The sequence below is a fragment of the Streptomyces sp. NRRL WC-3549 genome (assembly GCF_000721935.1).
In the GTDB taxonomy this organism is placed as follows: domain Bacteria; phylum Actinomycetota; class Actinomycetes; order Streptomycetales; family Streptomycetaceae; genus Streptomyces.
Genome location: NZ_KL585422.1, coordinates 12,648 through 25,701 on the forward strand (window position 1 = coordinate 12,648; position 13,054 = coordinate 25,701).

Consider the following 13,054-nt stretch of genomic DNA (forward strand, 5'->3'; position numbering starts at 1 on the left):
GACTCGGACGGGCGGCTCTCAGACGGCTTCGGCCCCTACGGCCGGCCGCACGCTCGTACCCGCCGCCGCGGCCCACTCCACCAGCAGCCGCTGGTACTCCTTCTCGTCCTCCGGGGACAGCAGTCCGCCCGAACGCCGCCACAACTCGCGGATCTCTTCATTGATCACGGAGGCGGAGCGCACGGGAACGGAGGCGTTCGGGTACGGGGACATGCGTCCAGGCTACGGCCGGTCCGCTCGCTCCCGGGCCGCCCGGGGACGGGAGATCTCTCACATCTCCTCCCGGAACCCTTCACGGCGCCTACCGCTCACACCCCTGTGGAGCCCGCCCCGTCCGGGGCGCGCCGGGTGGGGCCGCGCCGCTGCCCGTGGATTCACGCCGGGTGGGGGACCAGCCCGAGCGAACTGAGTCCGGCAGGCCGCTCGGCCACCGGAAGATGGTCCACGAACCGCACCTCGCAGCCCAGTGCGGCGGCGCCCCCGTCGGCGCCGCGGTCGTCACCGACCATCACCGTCTTCGTCGGGTCGGTCCCCAGCCGCTCGCAGGCCAGCGCGAACAGACGCGGGTCGGGCTTCTGGGCGCCCTCCTCGAAGGAGAGGACATAGGCGTCGACCAGTGCGTCCAGTCCGTGGGCGCGGAAGACCGGCCGCAGGTCCCAGCCGATGTTGCTCACCACTCCGACCGCCGTACCGTTCCGGCGCAGGCCGGCCAGCACCTGGGCCGCGTCCGGGTAGGGCTGCCAGGCCTCCGGGCTCATATGGCGCTCGTACAGCGCGTCGTACAGGGCCTGGTCCGGCAGCTCCACCTGGCGGGCCAGACCCGTGTAGGCCCGCCGGTGCAGGTCCGCGCTCCGGTCGCGGACGCCCCACACCCCGGCCAGCTCCGGCGGGATGCTCCGGGGCGGCGGGCCACCGGGGAGCGCCCCCGCCTCGGTCAGCCCCTCCACGTACGCCGCGAAGTCGTCCGGGGACACCGTCGTGCCCCGCGCGTCCAGCACGGCGCGCAGCCAGGACTCGACGGGCTCGATTCGGAAGAGCGTCCCGGAGAAGTCGAAGAGCACGCCCTCGGTCGGCGTGGGGAGATCGTTCCGCATGGGCCGATCGTCGCCGCTCCCGGCACGATCCACAAGGGGCTGCAAGGGGCTGCAAGGGGCTGCGGGGGTCGGCCACGGGGGCCTGCAAGGGGCTCACGAGGGCGGAGCCGCCCCGACCGGGCCCGGGGCGCCCGGCACCGGCCGGCCGGGACGGCGGGTGAAGAGGGAGAACGCCGCCACCGAGAACGCCACGACGGCGGCCCCCAGCAGAAGACCGCCCAGCACGTCGGACAGCCAGTGCACGCCCAGGTAGAGACGGGTGAAGGACACACCGGCCACCGACACCACCGCCGCCGCGACCGAGGCCCCCCACAGGGCGGACCCCGCACCGGCCGGCCGCAGCAGCCACAGGAGCAGCCCGCAGACCACCGTGGCCGTCATCGCGTGACCCGAGGGGAAGGCCGCGTACTGCGCGGTGTCCACCGGGTCCGGCCACCGCGGCCGTTCCCGGCCCACGGCGGCCTTCATCCCCTGCTGGAGGAGCGCGGCGACCACGGTGGTCACCGCGGCCCACACCGCGGGCAGCCGGGCACCGCGCCACCACAGGGCGGCCACCGCCACGGCGATCAGCGTGCGCATCGTCCACGGATCCCAGACCCAGTCGGTCAGGACCCGGTTGACCCGGACCACACCCGGCTCGGCGACCGCGGAGCGGTGCAGCGCCACGGCGACGCTCCGGTCCAGCGAGGCCAGAGGCGCCCATCCCGCCGCGACCAGGGAGAGCAGGACGGCGGACAGCGCCGCGCACACCGCACCCGTACACAGGGCGGTGCGGGAGACGGTGAGGGGTGGAGGGCACGAGGAAGGGGAGTGCATGAGGAGTGATCCTCGCGTACGGACGGACCCCAGGTCGTCACCCGAGGGCGCGGAGCGCCGGGACGAACGCCACCAACAGCGGTACGACCGGCACCAGGGCCGCAGCCGCCGTCAGCCGCAGCCGACGGCCCGCGGTGAGCCGCTCCACCGGAGCGAGCAGGCGGTTCACCCGGAGGGGGAGCTGGGCGTCCGGAGCGGACCCGGGGCCGAACACCCCGCGGTCCTCGTTGAGTTCGACCAGGGCCAGGGCGATGGTGAGGCGGCCGAAACGCCGTGACGCCACATCGTCCGCGGCCAGTTCGACGAGTCGGTGCATCTCGTCGCGGAACGCGGCGAACACCGGCACCTGCGGGAAACCCGTCGCGAGCGCCGACGAGCAGTGCAGCAGCCAGTCGTGACGGGCCTGTGCGTGCCCCTGCTCATGGGCCAGCACGGCATCGAGCTGACGTCCTTTCAGCCGCTCCAGCGCCGCGGTGGTGATGACCAGCTGGGGAGCCGCTCCGGGCAGCCACCAGGCGCCCGGCCGCTCGCCCTCCAGCACCACCAGGCGACCCGAACCCGGTTCCTCACCCGGCATCAGCGGGGAACGGACCAGCAGTTCCGCCCGCCGCGCCCTGCGGCGCGCCCGCGCCCGCCGCACCTCGCGGACGAGCATGGCGGCCGTCCACAGCCCGCCCAGGGCCAGCAGCACCGCGATGACGGCCGACCACGGCCCGTACTCGCCCAGGGCGTACGCCTCGACCACCGCGTGCGGGGCGGGCGCGAAGACGTGCCCGCGGACCGCCTGCCAGGCGGTGGCCGCGCTGAACGTCATCGAGAGCCCGAAGGAGAGCAGCACCCCCGCCACCACGCACTGCCAGACCCACAACGCCACCACCGGCTCGCGCTCCGGCCACCGGGCCCGGGCCATGAGGCCGGGAGCCACGACGGCGGCCAGTGCACCGAGCAACAGCAGCGCGAGGGAGACCAACATGGGCGTCAGCCTATGAGGGCCCCGCCACCCACCGATATGCCCACGCGCGCCAAGTGACGCAGGACACGGCCGGCCGGGGCCGCCGTCTCACAGGGTGAGCAGCATGGCGAACATCGCGATCCCCATGGTCAGCCTGCAGGCCAGGGCCAGCTCGGGCCGCGCCCCCCAGGAGAGGCGCCCGCCCCCCGCGCCCCGGTACGGCGGTCACGGGTATCAGCCCTCCCGCCGAGCGCAGCACGTAGAGCGCGTAGTAGACCAGCAGCACCCCGGTCAGCACGGGCAGGCCTCCGGCGGCGCCGCCCGCCCCGTGGGCCGCGTGGCCCCCGGCCGGGGCCCCGGCGAATCCGGGGGCCATCGCCACCGCCATGTAGACCATGGCCAGCGAACCGACCAGGTGGTGGACGTGGTGAGCGTCCCTCCGGGCCCTGGCGAGCGTCCGCAGCGCGGCGGCGCCGAAGACCGCGGCGTACACCGCCCACGACCAGTCCGGCGGTGTGAGCACCGCGGCGGGCAGGGCCATGGCGGCCATGCCGAATCCCATGACCGCCTCCGCGCGGGCGGCCCCGCGCTCCCGTTTCGAGCCGCTGCGCGCGCGCAGCAGGCAGTACCCGCCCGTGACCGAGCACAGCACCATCAGCAGCCAGCCGGACAACGCCGGTCCGTGCACAGCGCACCCCCCTTCGGCGAACGACGCCGGTGTCACCCGGTCCATGCCCCGCCAGGACCGGGTCTACCGGGGCGCACGGGCGTAGAGACGGGCGTACAGGGGGAGCGCACGAGGCCGCGGGCGGCGGACGGGACCGGGATACTCTCGGACGGCACCCTCGGTCACCACACACCCGGAGAACGTCATCATGGACACCGCACCGGCCATCGGGCAGCCACGGCTCACCTTCCGCGACGCCTCCGAGGACGATGTGCCCGCCCTCCTGCTGCTCATCCAGTCCGCGTACCGCGGCGACTCCAGCCGCGTCGGCTGGACGACGGAGGCGGACCTGCTGAAGGGCCGGCGGACGGACGCGGAGGGCGTACGCGAGGTGATCTCGGCCCCCTCGGGCCGGATGATGGTGGCCGAGCGCGACGGTGCCGTGGTCGCCTGCTGCCAGCTCGAACACCGGGGCTCCGCAGCCTACTTCGGGATGTTCGCGGTCGACCCCGGCAGCCAGGGCGGCGGCCTCGGCAAGGCGGTGATCGCCGAGGCCGAACGGGCGGTCCGCGAGGACTGGGGCGTGAGCGAGATGCACATGACGGTGATCTCGGTCCGCGACGAGCTGATCGCCTGGTACGAGCGACGCGGCTACCGCCGTACGGGAGAGATGAGCCCCTTCCCGTACGGCGACGAACGCTTCGGCATCCCCCAGCGCGACGATCTCGCCTTCGAACTGCTGGTCAAGGAGCTCCAGGCGCACTGACCTCCGAGGAAGGCGCACCGGCCGCCGAGGCCGGGGAGGGATCAGGAGGTGGGACGGCCCGTCCGAGCGGTCCCCGGATGGTCGGTCGTCGCGCCGTCCAGGCCCAGCGCGTGGGCCAGCCGCAGGTGCTGCGGGGTGTTCACCACCCAGCCGATCACCTTCAGGCCCTCCGCGTGCGCCTGCTCGACCACCTCCAGGGTGAGGCGGCGGATGTTCAGCGCCAGCGTGGCCGCTCCCGCCGCCTTCGCCCGCTCCACGACGTCGCCGCCCCAGCGGCTCGCGATGAGCACCGTGCGCACCCCGGGCACCAGCCGCGCGGTCTCGGCGACCGCCTCGTCGTGGAACGAGGACACCTCGACCCGCTCGACGAGGCCGCGCCGGAGTATCACCTCGGCCAGCGCGCGTGCCGCCGCCACGTCCTTGATCTCCGCCTGCACGGGGGAGCCGACCGCGTCGAGCACCTCCTCGAAGACCGGGACGCGCTCGCCCTGGCCGGCGTCGAGCGTGCGGAGTTCCGCGAGGGTCTTCTCCGCGATCGGCCCGCTGCCGTCGGTCGTGCGGTCCACGTCCGCGTCGTGCATCACCACGAGCGCGCCGTCCTTGCTCAGATGCAGGTCCAGCTCCACGGCGTCCATGCCGGCCCGCTCGGCGTGCGCGAACGACCGCAGTGTGTTCTCCGGTTCGACGCCCATGACCCCGCGATGGCCGAGGATGAGAAATGTCAAGGCACCCCTGCTTCCGTTCCTTCCGCCTGTCGGCGGCTGCCGGGCGTTACTCCTGCCCAGACAACCAGTTCTCGTGCACAGCGCGACGGATCTGCGATGCCTACGGTGGAAGAAGTTGTACCGAAGAGGTGTGGCAGGAAAAAACGCGGTGAAGATGAGGTGTGGCCGGATAATTTTCGGAGCCCCACTTGTCCGATCGAGTGACCCATGGATACGGTGACCGTGATGCCAGGTTCTCCCGTGAAGGAAGTGTCATGACGGAAATTCTTGAGCACACCCCCGCGACTGACACGAAAGTTTCTTCCCGGAGAGTGGTCGACCACCCTGCCTGGACGATGCTCAAGAGCGCCGTCGAGGAGTTCCGCCGCTGGCAGTCCAAGGACGGGTCCGTGGACTTCACCGCGGAGGGCGCCCCGTCCGCGGAGACCGCCGCCGCCACCGTCGAGCGGGTGATCGCCGCGGTCGAGGAGCTCTCACCGCTGCTCCCGCACGACGCCGCCTACCACCGCGCCCTCGTCTCGGACCTGCGCCGCTGGGCCGCGGACGGTTTCGGTACACCGGACTTCCTGGACTCGCTGCTCGCCTTCCAGCCCGCGCGGAACCGCGTCGACGGCCTCCAGCACCTGGTCGTCTTCGCGATGTACACGCAGAACGGCAACCCGGACCGCAACCTGGAAGCCGTGGTGCTGCGGATGGTCTGGCCCGAGTGGCTCGCCGACCTGGAGGCGACGCGGTACGACAACCCGCTGTTCTGCGGCATCACCTTCGAGGACTTCACGTCCGGCTACGACACCAACTCCGCGGTGCTCTTCCCCGAGACCATCGCCGTGCGCGAGGCGCCCGAGCGGTTCAGCTGGGGCGGCATCTTCTGCGACCGGGAGGCCGCCCGGTTCCGGCGGGTGACCGAGGCCGCCGTCGGTCTGCTGGGCCTCGACCTGCCCGAGGACATCCGCGAGCTGGTCGGTGACCAGGAGCGCTGCGAGCAGGCCTTCGTGCTCTGGGACATGGTCCACGACCGCACCCACAGCCACGGCGACCTGCCCTTCGACCCCTTCATGATCAAGCAGCGCCAGCCGTTCTGGATGTACGGCCTGGAGGAGCTGCGCTGCGACCTCACGGCGTTCAAGGAGGCCGTGAAACTGGAGGCCGACGGCTTCAGCCAGGGCCGCGACGTCCAGTACGCCGTGCTGTTCGACCGGATGTTCCGCTTCCCGGTCACCGGCGAGCGGGTCCGCAACTACGACGGACTCGGCGGGCAGTTGCTCTTCGCCTACCTCCACCAGCACGACGTGGTCCGCTGGACCGACAACACGCTGAAGATCGACTGGGCACGCGCCCCCGAGATCACCAACCAGCTCTGCGCGGAGATCGAGAAGCTCTACCGCGACGGCATCGACCGCCCCAAGCTGGTGCACTGGTTCGCCGCCTACGACCTGGTCGCGCGGTACCTCTCCCCGCACCCCGGGTCCCGCTGGGCCAAGGGCCCGGACGCCCTGGACCTCACTCTCCCCCCGCGTAAGCTCGTCGACGAGGTGCTCCCGGACGAGTTTCCCCTGAGCATGTTCTATGAGGCGCTCGCCAAGAAGCTGAAGCACGTGATCGCCTCCACGAAGGGGATCACCGCGGCGGAGAACGGGCGGGCAGCTGCGTGAGCGCAGGTTCCAAGGAGGCGGTGGCCATGAACGCAACAGCAGCCATGTACGAGGGGGGCGGCGTGCTCGAAGGTGCGGTGGTCGCGGTCGCCGGAGCGGCCGGAGCGGCCGGCCGGGCCACCCTGCTGAGGCTCGCCGAACGGGGTGCGACCGTGGTCGCCTGCGACGCACACCCCGAGCGGCTCGCGGAGGCGGTGGACGCGGCGCGTTACGCGCACGGCGGTGCGACCGTCACCGGCGAGACCGTGGATCTGCTCGACCCGGCCGCGGCCCGCGCGTGGGCCGACCGGACCGAGGCGGAGTTCGGCCGGATCGACGGCCTGGTGCACCTCGTCGGCGGCTGGCGCGGCGGCTCCGGCTTGACGGAGTCCAGCCTGGCCGACTGGGACTTCCTGGAGAAGCTCCTGATCCGCACCGTCCAGTCCACCTCCCTCGCCTTCCAGGACGCGCTCCAGCGCAGCGACCGAGGCCGTTACGTGCTGATCAGCGCCGCCGGGGCCGGCCGCCCCACCGCCGGGAACGCCGCCTACGCGGCGTCCAAGGCCGCCGCCGAGGCGTGGACCCTCGCCCTCGGTGACGCCTTCCGTAAGGCGGGGGGCGACGCGGGCCCCACGGCGGCGGCTGCGATCCTGGTCGTCAAGGCACTGGTGCACGACGCGATGCGCGCCGAGCGCCCGAATGCGAAGTTCGCGGGATTCACGGACGTCAAGGAGCTGGCCGAGGCCATCGCCGGTGTCTGGGACACCCCCGCCGGAGAAGTGAACGGAAAGCGCCTGTGGCTGACCCCGAAACCGTGAGGACCGACGCGCGACGGCACCACGATCCGCAGGTACGCGGTTTCGCCAGCGACAACTACGCCGGAGCGCACCCGGAGGTCCTCGCGGCCCTCGCCCTGGCCAACGGCGGCCACCAGGTCGCCTACGGCGAGGACGACTACACCGGCCATCTCCAGCGGGTCATGCACAGCCACTTCGGTCCCACCGCCGAGGCGTTCCCCGTCTTCAACGGCACCGGGGCCAACGTGGTCGCGCTCCAGGCGCTGACCGACCGCTGGGGTGCCGTGATCTGCGCGGAGTCCGCGCACATCAACGTGGACGAGGGCGGAGCGCCGGAGCGGGTGGGCGGACTGAAGCTGCTCACCGTCCAGACCCCGGACGGGAAGCTGACGCCGGAGCTCATCGACCGCCAGGCGTACGGCTGGGACGACGAGCACCGGGCGATGCCGCAGGTCGTCTCGATCACCCAGAACACCGAGCTGGGCACGGTCTACACCCCCGCCGAGGTCCGTGCGATCTGCGAGCACGCCCACGAGCGTGGGATGAAGGTCCATCTGGACGGGGCGCGCATCGCCAACGCCGCCGCGTCGCTGGACGTCCCGATGCGGGCGTTCACCACCGTGGCCGGCGTCGACGTCCTGTCCCTCGGCGGCACGAAGAACGGAGCGCTCTTCGGCGAGGCCGTCGTCGTCCTGGAGCCGGACTCCGTCCGCGCGATGAAGCACCTGCGCAAGCTGTCGATGCAGCTCGCCTCCAAGATGCGGTTCGTCTCGGTCCAGTTGGAGGCCCTGCTCGCCCGCGACCTCTGGCTGCGCAACGCCCGCCACGCCAACGCCATGGCGCAGCGGCTCGCCGAGGGCGTCCGCGCGGTGGACGGGGTCGAGATCCTCTACCCCGTGCAGGCCAACGCCGTCTTCGCCCGGCTGCCGCACGAGGTGTCCGAACGGCTGCAGAAGCGTTTCCGGTTCTACTTCTGGGACGAGACGGCCGGGGACGTCCGCTGGATGTGCGCGTTCGACACCCGCGAGGAGGACGTCGACGCGTTCGTGCAGGCGCTCAAGGAGGAGATGGCCGGCCAATGTGATCGTTGACCTGTGCGGTCGACCGAAAACGAATCGATGTTCGGTCGGCCGCATATCTACGATCAGGATCATGGAGCTGATCCAGCAGGAACCCGAACTCTCGGCCTATCTCGTCGCCGACGAGGTCATGGACCACGAGCACCCGCTCGTACGGGAGACCGCGCGGCGCCTGGGCGCCGGGACGCTCGACGCGTACCCGTACGCGGCCGCCGCCTACGCCCACGTACGCGACGGCATCCCGCACTCCTCCGACACCGGGGACCCGCGCGTCACCTGGCGCGCGTCCGACGTCTTGGCGGCGCGCACCGGCATCTGCTGCGCCAAGGCGCATGCGCTGGCCGCCCTGTGGCGGGCAGGCGGCATCCCCGCCGGCCTCTGCTACCAGCGGCTGACCGACGACGGGGCGGATCCGGCCGTCCACGGCCTGGTCGCGGTACGGCTGCCCGGCGGAACCGGCTGGGCCCGGCAGGACCCGCGGGGCAACAAGCCGGGCGTGGACGCCCACTTCTCCCTGGGCGAGGAGAGGTTGGCCTGGGTGCCGCGTGCGGAGCACGGCGAAGTGGACTACCCGGGCGTCCACGCGGTGGCGCACCCGGCGATCCTCCGCGCGCTGCGGACCGCCCCGGACCGCCCGGCGCTGTGGCGGAACTACCCCACGGCCCTGTGAGCGGGGCGGGCCGCCGCCCCGGGCCCCGGCCCCCGTCGGCAGGTGAGGGGGGCCGGTCCGGTCCGTGGCCGGTCAGCCGCGCTCGCGCACCTCGGCGGGCGTCGGGGCCGTGCCGCCGAGGTGGGCGGGCACCCACCAGGTGTCACCGGCGTCCCGGGGGCGTACCGGATAGGCCCGCTGCGCCGCTTCCAGGAGTTCCTGCACGCGCTCCCGCAGCCGGCGGGTGATCGCGCCCGCGTACTGGTCGGCGGGGGCCTCCAGGGCCTCGCCGACGCGGATCGTGACCGGGATGTGGCTGCGCCGGAAGTTGCGCGGACGGCCCTTGGTCCACAGCCGCTGGGTGCCCCAGAGCGCCATGGGCACCAGCGGGACCCCGGCCTCCTGGGCCAGTCGTGCCGCACCCGACTTGAAGCTCTTCAGCGTGAAGGACTGGGAGATGGTCGCCTCGGGGAACACCCCGACGACCTCGCCGGAGCGCAGCGACGCGAGCGCGTGCGCGTAGGCGTCCTCACCCCTGCTGCGGTCGACGGGGATGTGCTTCATGCCGCGCATCAGCGGTCCTGAGACCTTGTGCCGGAAGACCGAGTCCTTCGCCATGAAGCGGACCAGCCGCTTCTGAGGCAGCGCTCCGAGTCCCGTGAAGATGAAGTCCAGATAACTGATGTGGTTGCTCACCAGCACCGCACCGCCGGTCTTCGGGATGTGCTCCGAACCCTGTGTGTCGATCTTCAGGTCGAGCGCCTTGAACAGCGTGCGAGCGGCGCCGATGACCGGCCGATAGACGAGTTCTGCCATCTGGATGAGGACCCTTCTTCAATGCCTCGGGAGGGTTCTCCCGGTGGAAGTTACGCAGCCGTAGGTTTTCGGCATTGGGCCGATCGTGCCCCATGCGCGACGCGGTGGCCAGTCCCACAGGGGCCTCGGCGGGAGATTCTCGTCACGTGAATCCCCCGGGAATGCGAGGCGCCGGCGTGGCGCTGACCCTGTGTGCGGAGAGCTCGGAAGGGGAGCGGAATGGACGGGCGAACGGCTGCCGGGACACTGGACGCGGCCCAACTCGGCGCGGAGTTGGGGGAACGCGCGACGCTCGTGCAGTTCTCGACCGCGTTCTGCCAGCCCTGCCGGGCCACCCGGCGGGTGCTGGCGCAGGTGGCCGGAATGATCGACGGGGTGGCCCACATCGAGATCGACGCCGAGGCGCATCTCACGTTGGTACGCCGGCTCCGGATCAGCCGTACCCCGACCGTCCTGGTGCTCGACGCGCGGGGCCGTGTGGCGCGCCGGGCGACGGGAACGCCGCGTACGGCCGATGTCGTCGCCGCTCTGGGGCAGGCGATGTGACGGGTCGTGACACATCTCCCACCTGGTGGAACGGGGCTTGACGGTACCCACCACGCATCACCAGTCTGACGTCATGCCGCCAGCACTCCCTCTTCACGGCCGGAACCACGCGGACCTCGTGCGCCACGCCGACGCGCGCTGTCCGGGCGCCTGAGGAACCCCCCCCGACCGTACGCCGCCCCCTCGAAGAAGGACTCCCGCATGACGGCCTCCACCGGTACACCCCGGACGGCATCCCCCGAGCTGCTGCGCTCCGTCTTCCGCCGGCACGCCGCCGGTGTCGCGGTGATCACCGCGGCCGGTGAGCGCCCGGTGGGCTTCACCGCCACGTCGCTCAGCTCCGTCGCCGCCGATCCTCCGCTGGTCTCCTTCGGCGTGGGTACCTCCTCGTCCAGCTGGCCGGTGCTGGCGGAGACCGAGTACGTCGGCGTGCACCTGCTCGGCGAGGACCAGGAGGAGCTGGCAGCCACGTTCGCCCGCAGCGGGGCCGACCGGTTCGGGCCGTCCACCGACTGGCGTGCCGGGCCGGAGGGCGTGCCCCTCCTCGGGGGTGTGGTGGCCTGGCTGATCTGCCGCGTGGTGGCCCGGGTCCCGGCCGGGGACCACCGGGTCGTGATCGCCGAGGTGGTCCTCGGCGAACCGCCGGAAGACGGCAGGCCGCTGGTCTACCACCAAGGCCGGTTCACGGCTCTGCGAGACTGAAAGCGAGCAGGCGCGGACGAACCGGGCGCGTTGGCAAGGTCACAGTTCCAAGCGCTTGCTCATGGGTAAAACAGTGGTTGTACTGGCGAGTAATATTTCGCTTGGCGCATCGGTCGACCCGACCGGAAACCGCCCCAAAAGGCGCCTATGCTGCGTGCAACAAGGCAGCCCAGAAATGACGATGCAGTAGGAGAGCCGGCGTGAGCTTGAGGATCGTTGTCTGTGTGAAGTACGTGCCCGACGCCACCGGCGACCGGCACTTCGCCGATGATCTGACCCTGGACCGGGACGATGTGGACGGTCTGCTGTCGGAGCTGGACGAGTACGCGGTCGAGCAGGCGCTGCAGATCGCCGATGAGGCGGACGACGCGGAGATCACCGTGCTGACGGTGGGTCCGGAGGACGCCAAGGACGCGTTGCGCAAGGCGCTGTCGATGGGTGCCGACAAGGCCGTCCACGTCGAGGACGACGATCTGCACGGTACGGATGTGATCGGGACGTCGCTGGTGCTGGCCAAGGCGGTCGAGAAGACCGGTTACGACCTGGTCGTGTGCGGCATGGCCTCGACCGACGGTGTCATGGGTGTCCTGCCGGCGCTGCTGGCGGAGCGTCTGGGTGTCCCGCAGGTCACGCTGCTGTCCGAGGTGTCGGTCGAGGACGGCACGGTCAGGGGCCGCCGCGACGGTGACAGTGCCAGTGAGCAGCTGGAGGCGTCCCTGCCGGCGGTGGTCTCGGTGACGGACCAGTCGGGGGAGGCGCGTTACCCGTCGTTCAAGGGGATCATGGCGGCGAAGAAGAAGCCGGTGCAGTCGCTGGATCTGGACGATCTGGGGATCGAGGCGGACGAGGTCGGCCTGGAGGGTTCCTGGACGGCCGTGGACTCGGCCGCCGAGCGTCCGGCCCGCACGGCGGGCACGATCGTCAAGGACGAGGGCGAGGGCGGCAAGCAGCTGGCCGAGTACCTCGCGGGCCAGAAGTTCATCTGACCCCCGCAGGACGGAAGGTTCGTCCGGCCCCCTGGCGGGCCGGGACCTTCTTCCGGGCCCCGGCTGTCCCCTCTACCGCCCCCGCTCACCTCGCACGCAGGAGATTGAAGTCCCATGGCTGAAGTACTCGTCTATGTCGACCACGTGGACGGTGCCGTCCGCAAGCCCACGCTGGAGCTGCTGACGCTGGCCCGCCGTATCGGTGAGCCCGTCGCCGTCGCTCTGGGCAGCGGTGCCGCCGACACGGCCGCCGTGCTCGCCGAGCACGGTGCGGTCAGGGTCCTGACCGCCGACGCGCCGGAGTTCGCCGACTACCTCGTCGTCCCGAAGGTCGACGCCCTCCAGGCCGCCCACGACGCGGTGTCCCCGGCCGCCGTGCTGCTGCCCTCCTCCGCGGAGGCCAAGGAGATCGCGGCCCGCCTCGCGCTCCGTACCGGCTCCGGCGTCATCACCGACGCCGTCGACCTGGAGGCCGGTGACCAGGGCCCGGTCGCGACGCAGTCCGCGTTCGCCGCCTCCTACACCACCAAGTCCCGCGTCTCCAAGGGCACCCCCGTCATCACCGTCAAGCCGAACTCGGCCGCGGTGGAGCCCGCCCCCGCGGCGGGCGCGGTCGAGGCACTGGACGTGACGTTCTCCGAGAACGCCACCGGTACCAAGATCGTCTCCCGCACCCCGCGCGAGTCCACCGGACGCCCGGAACTCACCGAGGCCGCGATCGTCGTCTCCGGCGGCCGCGGCGTCAACGGCGCGGAGAACTTCGCGGTCATCGAAGCCCTCGCCGACTCCCTCGGCGCGGCCGTGGGCGCCTCCCGCGCCGCCGTGGAC

At 71.9% G+C, this 13,054-nt stretch carries 15 protein-coding genes and 1 pseudogene; 9 read left to right on the top strand and 7 right to left on the bottom strand.

Going from position 1 to position 13,054, the window contains the following annotated elements:
• Positions 1–18 precede the first annotated feature (18 nt).
• The 5 genes and pseudogenes from IH13_RS0126200 to IH13_RS38415 all read right to left on the bottom strand — a co-directional run bounded on the left by IH13_RS0126200 (position 19) and on the right by IH13_RS38415 (position 3,550).
• On the bottom strand, positions 19–213 hold the full coding sequence (locus IH13_RS0126200) for a hypothetical protein (protein ID WP_031088424.1): 195 nt from the start codon (positions 211–213) through the stop codon (positions 19–21).
• A gap of 161 nt (positions 214–374) precedes the next feature.
• Entirely contained in the window at positions 375–1,094 is a 720-nt protein-coding gene (locus IH13_RS0126205) for an HAD family hydrolase (protein WP_031088425.1), read from the bottom strand.
• Between the two features lie 93 nt (positions 1,095–1,187).
• Positions 1,188–1,910: a phosphatase PAP2 family protein gene (locus IH13_RS0126210; protein ID WP_051835930.1), complete on the bottom strand. Its 723-nt coding sequence runs from the start codon at positions 1,908–1,910 to the stop codon at positions 1,188–1,190.
• 37 nt (positions 1,911–1,947) lie between these two features.
• Positions 1,948–2,883, bottom strand: a complete 936-nt coding sequence (locus IH13_RS0126215; RefSeq protein ID WP_031088427.1) for a M56 family metallopeptidase — start codon at positions 2,881–2,883, stop codon at positions 1,948–1,950.
• 87 nt (positions 2,884–2,970) lie between these two features.
• A pseudogene (locus IH13_RS38415) lies at positions 2,971–3,550 on the bottom strand (DUF5134 domain-containing protein).
• A gap of 187 nt (positions 3,551–3,737) precedes the next feature.
• Here IH13_RS38415 and IH13_RS0126225 point away from each other — a divergent pair.
• A complete protein-coding gene (locus tag IH13_RS0126225) occupies positions 3,738–4,295 on the top strand; it encodes a GNAT family N-acetyltransferase (protein ID WP_031088429.1) in 558 nt (185 codons plus the stop codon).
• A gap of 41 nt (positions 4,296–4,336) precedes the next feature.
• On the opposite strand, the gene IH13_RS0126230 is transcribed toward IH13_RS0126225, so the two are convergent.
• The gene (locus tag IH13_RS0126230; RefSeq protein WP_082317708.1) at positions 4,337–5,020 is read right to left on the bottom strand and encodes a glycerophosphodiester phosphodiesterase; all 684 of its coding nucleotides are present in this window, start codon (positions 5,018–5,020) and stop codon (positions 4,337–4,339) included.
• 254 nt (positions 5,021–5,274) lie between these two features.
• On the opposite strand from IH13_RS0126230, the gene IH13_RS0126235 reads away from it, so the two are divergent.
• From IH13_RS0126235 to IH13_RS0126250, 4 genes are all read left to right on the top strand, one after another.
• On the top strand, positions 5,275–6,672 hold the full coding sequence (locus tag IH13_RS0126235; RefSeq protein ID WP_031088431.1) for a DUF6421 family protein: 1,398 nt from the start codon (positions 5,275–5,277) through the stop codon (positions 6,670–6,672).
• Between the two features lie 26 nt (positions 6,673–6,698).
• Positions 6,699–7,469: an SDR family oxidoreductase gene (locus IH13_RS0126240; protein WP_031088433.1), complete on the top strand. Its 771-nt coding sequence runs from the start codon at positions 6,699–6,701 to the stop codon at positions 7,467–7,469.
• The gene (locus IH13_RS0126245; RefSeq protein ID WP_031088435.1) at positions 7,466–8,539 is read left to right on the top strand and encodes a threonine aldolase family protein; all 1,074 of its coding nucleotides are present in this window, start codon (positions 7,466–7,468) and stop codon (positions 8,537–8,539) included. The genes IH13_RS0126240 and IH13_RS0126245 overlap by 4 nt, the downstream gene beginning before the upstream one ends.
• A gap of 61 nt (positions 8,540–8,600) precedes the next feature.
• Entirely contained in the window at positions 8,601–9,197 is a 597-nt protein-coding gene (locus IH13_RS0126250) for a transglutaminase-like domain-containing protein (RefSeq protein ID WP_031088436.1), read from the top strand.
• 72 nt (positions 9,198–9,269) lie between these two features.
• Here IH13_RS0126250 and IH13_RS0126255 read toward each other — a convergent pair whose 3' ends face one another.
• On the bottom strand, positions 9,270–9,992 hold the full coding sequence (locus IH13_RS0126255) for a lysophospholipid acyltransferase family protein (protein ID WP_031088437.1): 723 nt from the start codon (positions 9,990–9,992) through the stop codon (positions 9,270–9,272).
• A gap of 219 nt (positions 9,993–10,211) precedes the next feature.
• Here IH13_RS0126255 and IH13_RS0126260 point away from each other — a divergent pair, with 219 nt between their 5' ends.
• The 4 genes from IH13_RS0126260 to IH13_RS0126275 all read left to right on the top strand — a co-directional run.
• On the top strand, positions 10,212–10,538 hold the full coding sequence (locus tag IH13_RS0126260; RefSeq protein WP_031088439.1) for a TlpA family protein disulfide reductase: 327 nt from the start codon (positions 10,212–10,214) through the stop codon (positions 10,536–10,538).
• A 201-nt stretch (positions 10,539–10,739) separates the two neighbouring features.
• Complete coding sequence (locus IH13_RS0126265; protein ID WP_031088441.1) at positions 10,740–11,240, top strand: flavin reductase family protein; 501 nt, start codon at positions 10,740–10,742, stop codon at positions 11,238–11,240.
• 200 nt (positions 11,241–11,440) lie between these two features.
• On the top strand, positions 11,441–12,226 hold the full coding sequence (locus IH13_RS0126270; RefSeq protein ID WP_031088442.1) for an electron transfer flavoprotein subunit beta/FixA family protein: 786 nt from the start codon (positions 11,441–11,443) through the stop codon (positions 12,224–12,226).
• A gap of 114 nt (positions 12,227–12,340) precedes the next feature.
• Positions 12,341–13,054 (top strand): electron transfer flavoprotein subunit alpha/FixB family protein (locus IH13_RS0126275; protein ID WP_031088443.1); only part of this gene is annotated, 714 nt, incomplete at its 3' end.

What these genes read in the sequence shown, in the direction of transcription:
- IH13_RS0126200 (WP_031088424.1), bottom strand. Translation starts at nt 213, where the DNA reads ATGTCCCCGTACCCGAACGCCTCCGTTCCCGTGCGCTCCGCCTCCGTG.
- IH13_RS0126205 (WP_031088425.1), bottom strand. Translation starts at nt 1,094, where the DNA reads ATGCGGAACGATCTCCCCACGCCGACCGAGGGCGTGCTCTTCGACTTC.
- IH13_RS0126210 (WP_051835930.1), bottom strand. Translation starts at nt 1,910, where the DNA reads ATGCACTCCCCTTCCTCGTGCCCTCCACCCCTCACCGTCTCCCGCACC.
- IH13_RS0126215 (WP_031088427.1), bottom strand. Translation starts at nt 2,883, where the DNA reads ATGTTGGTCTCCCTCGCGCTGCTGTTGCTCGGTGCACTGGCCGCCGTC.
- IH13_RS0126225 (WP_031088429.1), top strand. Translation starts at nt 3,738, where the DNA reads ATGGACACCGCACCGGCCATCGGGCAGCCACGGCTCACCTTCCGCGAC.
- IH13_RS0126235 (WP_031088431.1), top strand. Translation starts at nt 5,275, where the DNA reads ATGACGGAAATTCTTGAGCACACCCCCGCGACTGACACGAAAGTTTCT.
- IH13_RS0126240 (WP_031088433.1), top strand. Translation starts at nt 6,699, where the DNA reads ATGAACGCAACAGCAGCCATGTACGAGGGGGGCGGCGTGCTCGAAGGT.
- IH13_RS0126250 (WP_031088436.1), top strand. Translation starts at nt 8,601, where the DNA reads ATGGAGCTGATCCAGCAGGAACCCGAACTCTCGGCCTATCTCGTCGCC.
- IH13_RS0126255 (WP_031088437.1), bottom strand. Translation starts at nt 9,992, where the DNA reads ATGGCAGAACTCGTCTATCGGCCGGTCATCGGCGCCGCTCGCACGCTG.
- IH13_RS0126260 (WP_031088439.1), top strand. Translation starts at nt 10,212, where the DNA reads ATGGACGGGCGAACGGCTGCCGGGACACTGGACGCGGCCCAACTCGGC.
- IH13_RS0126265 (WP_031088441.1), top strand. Translation starts at nt 10,740, where the DNA reads ATGACGGCCTCCACCGGTACACCCCGGACGGCATCCCCCGAGCTGCTG.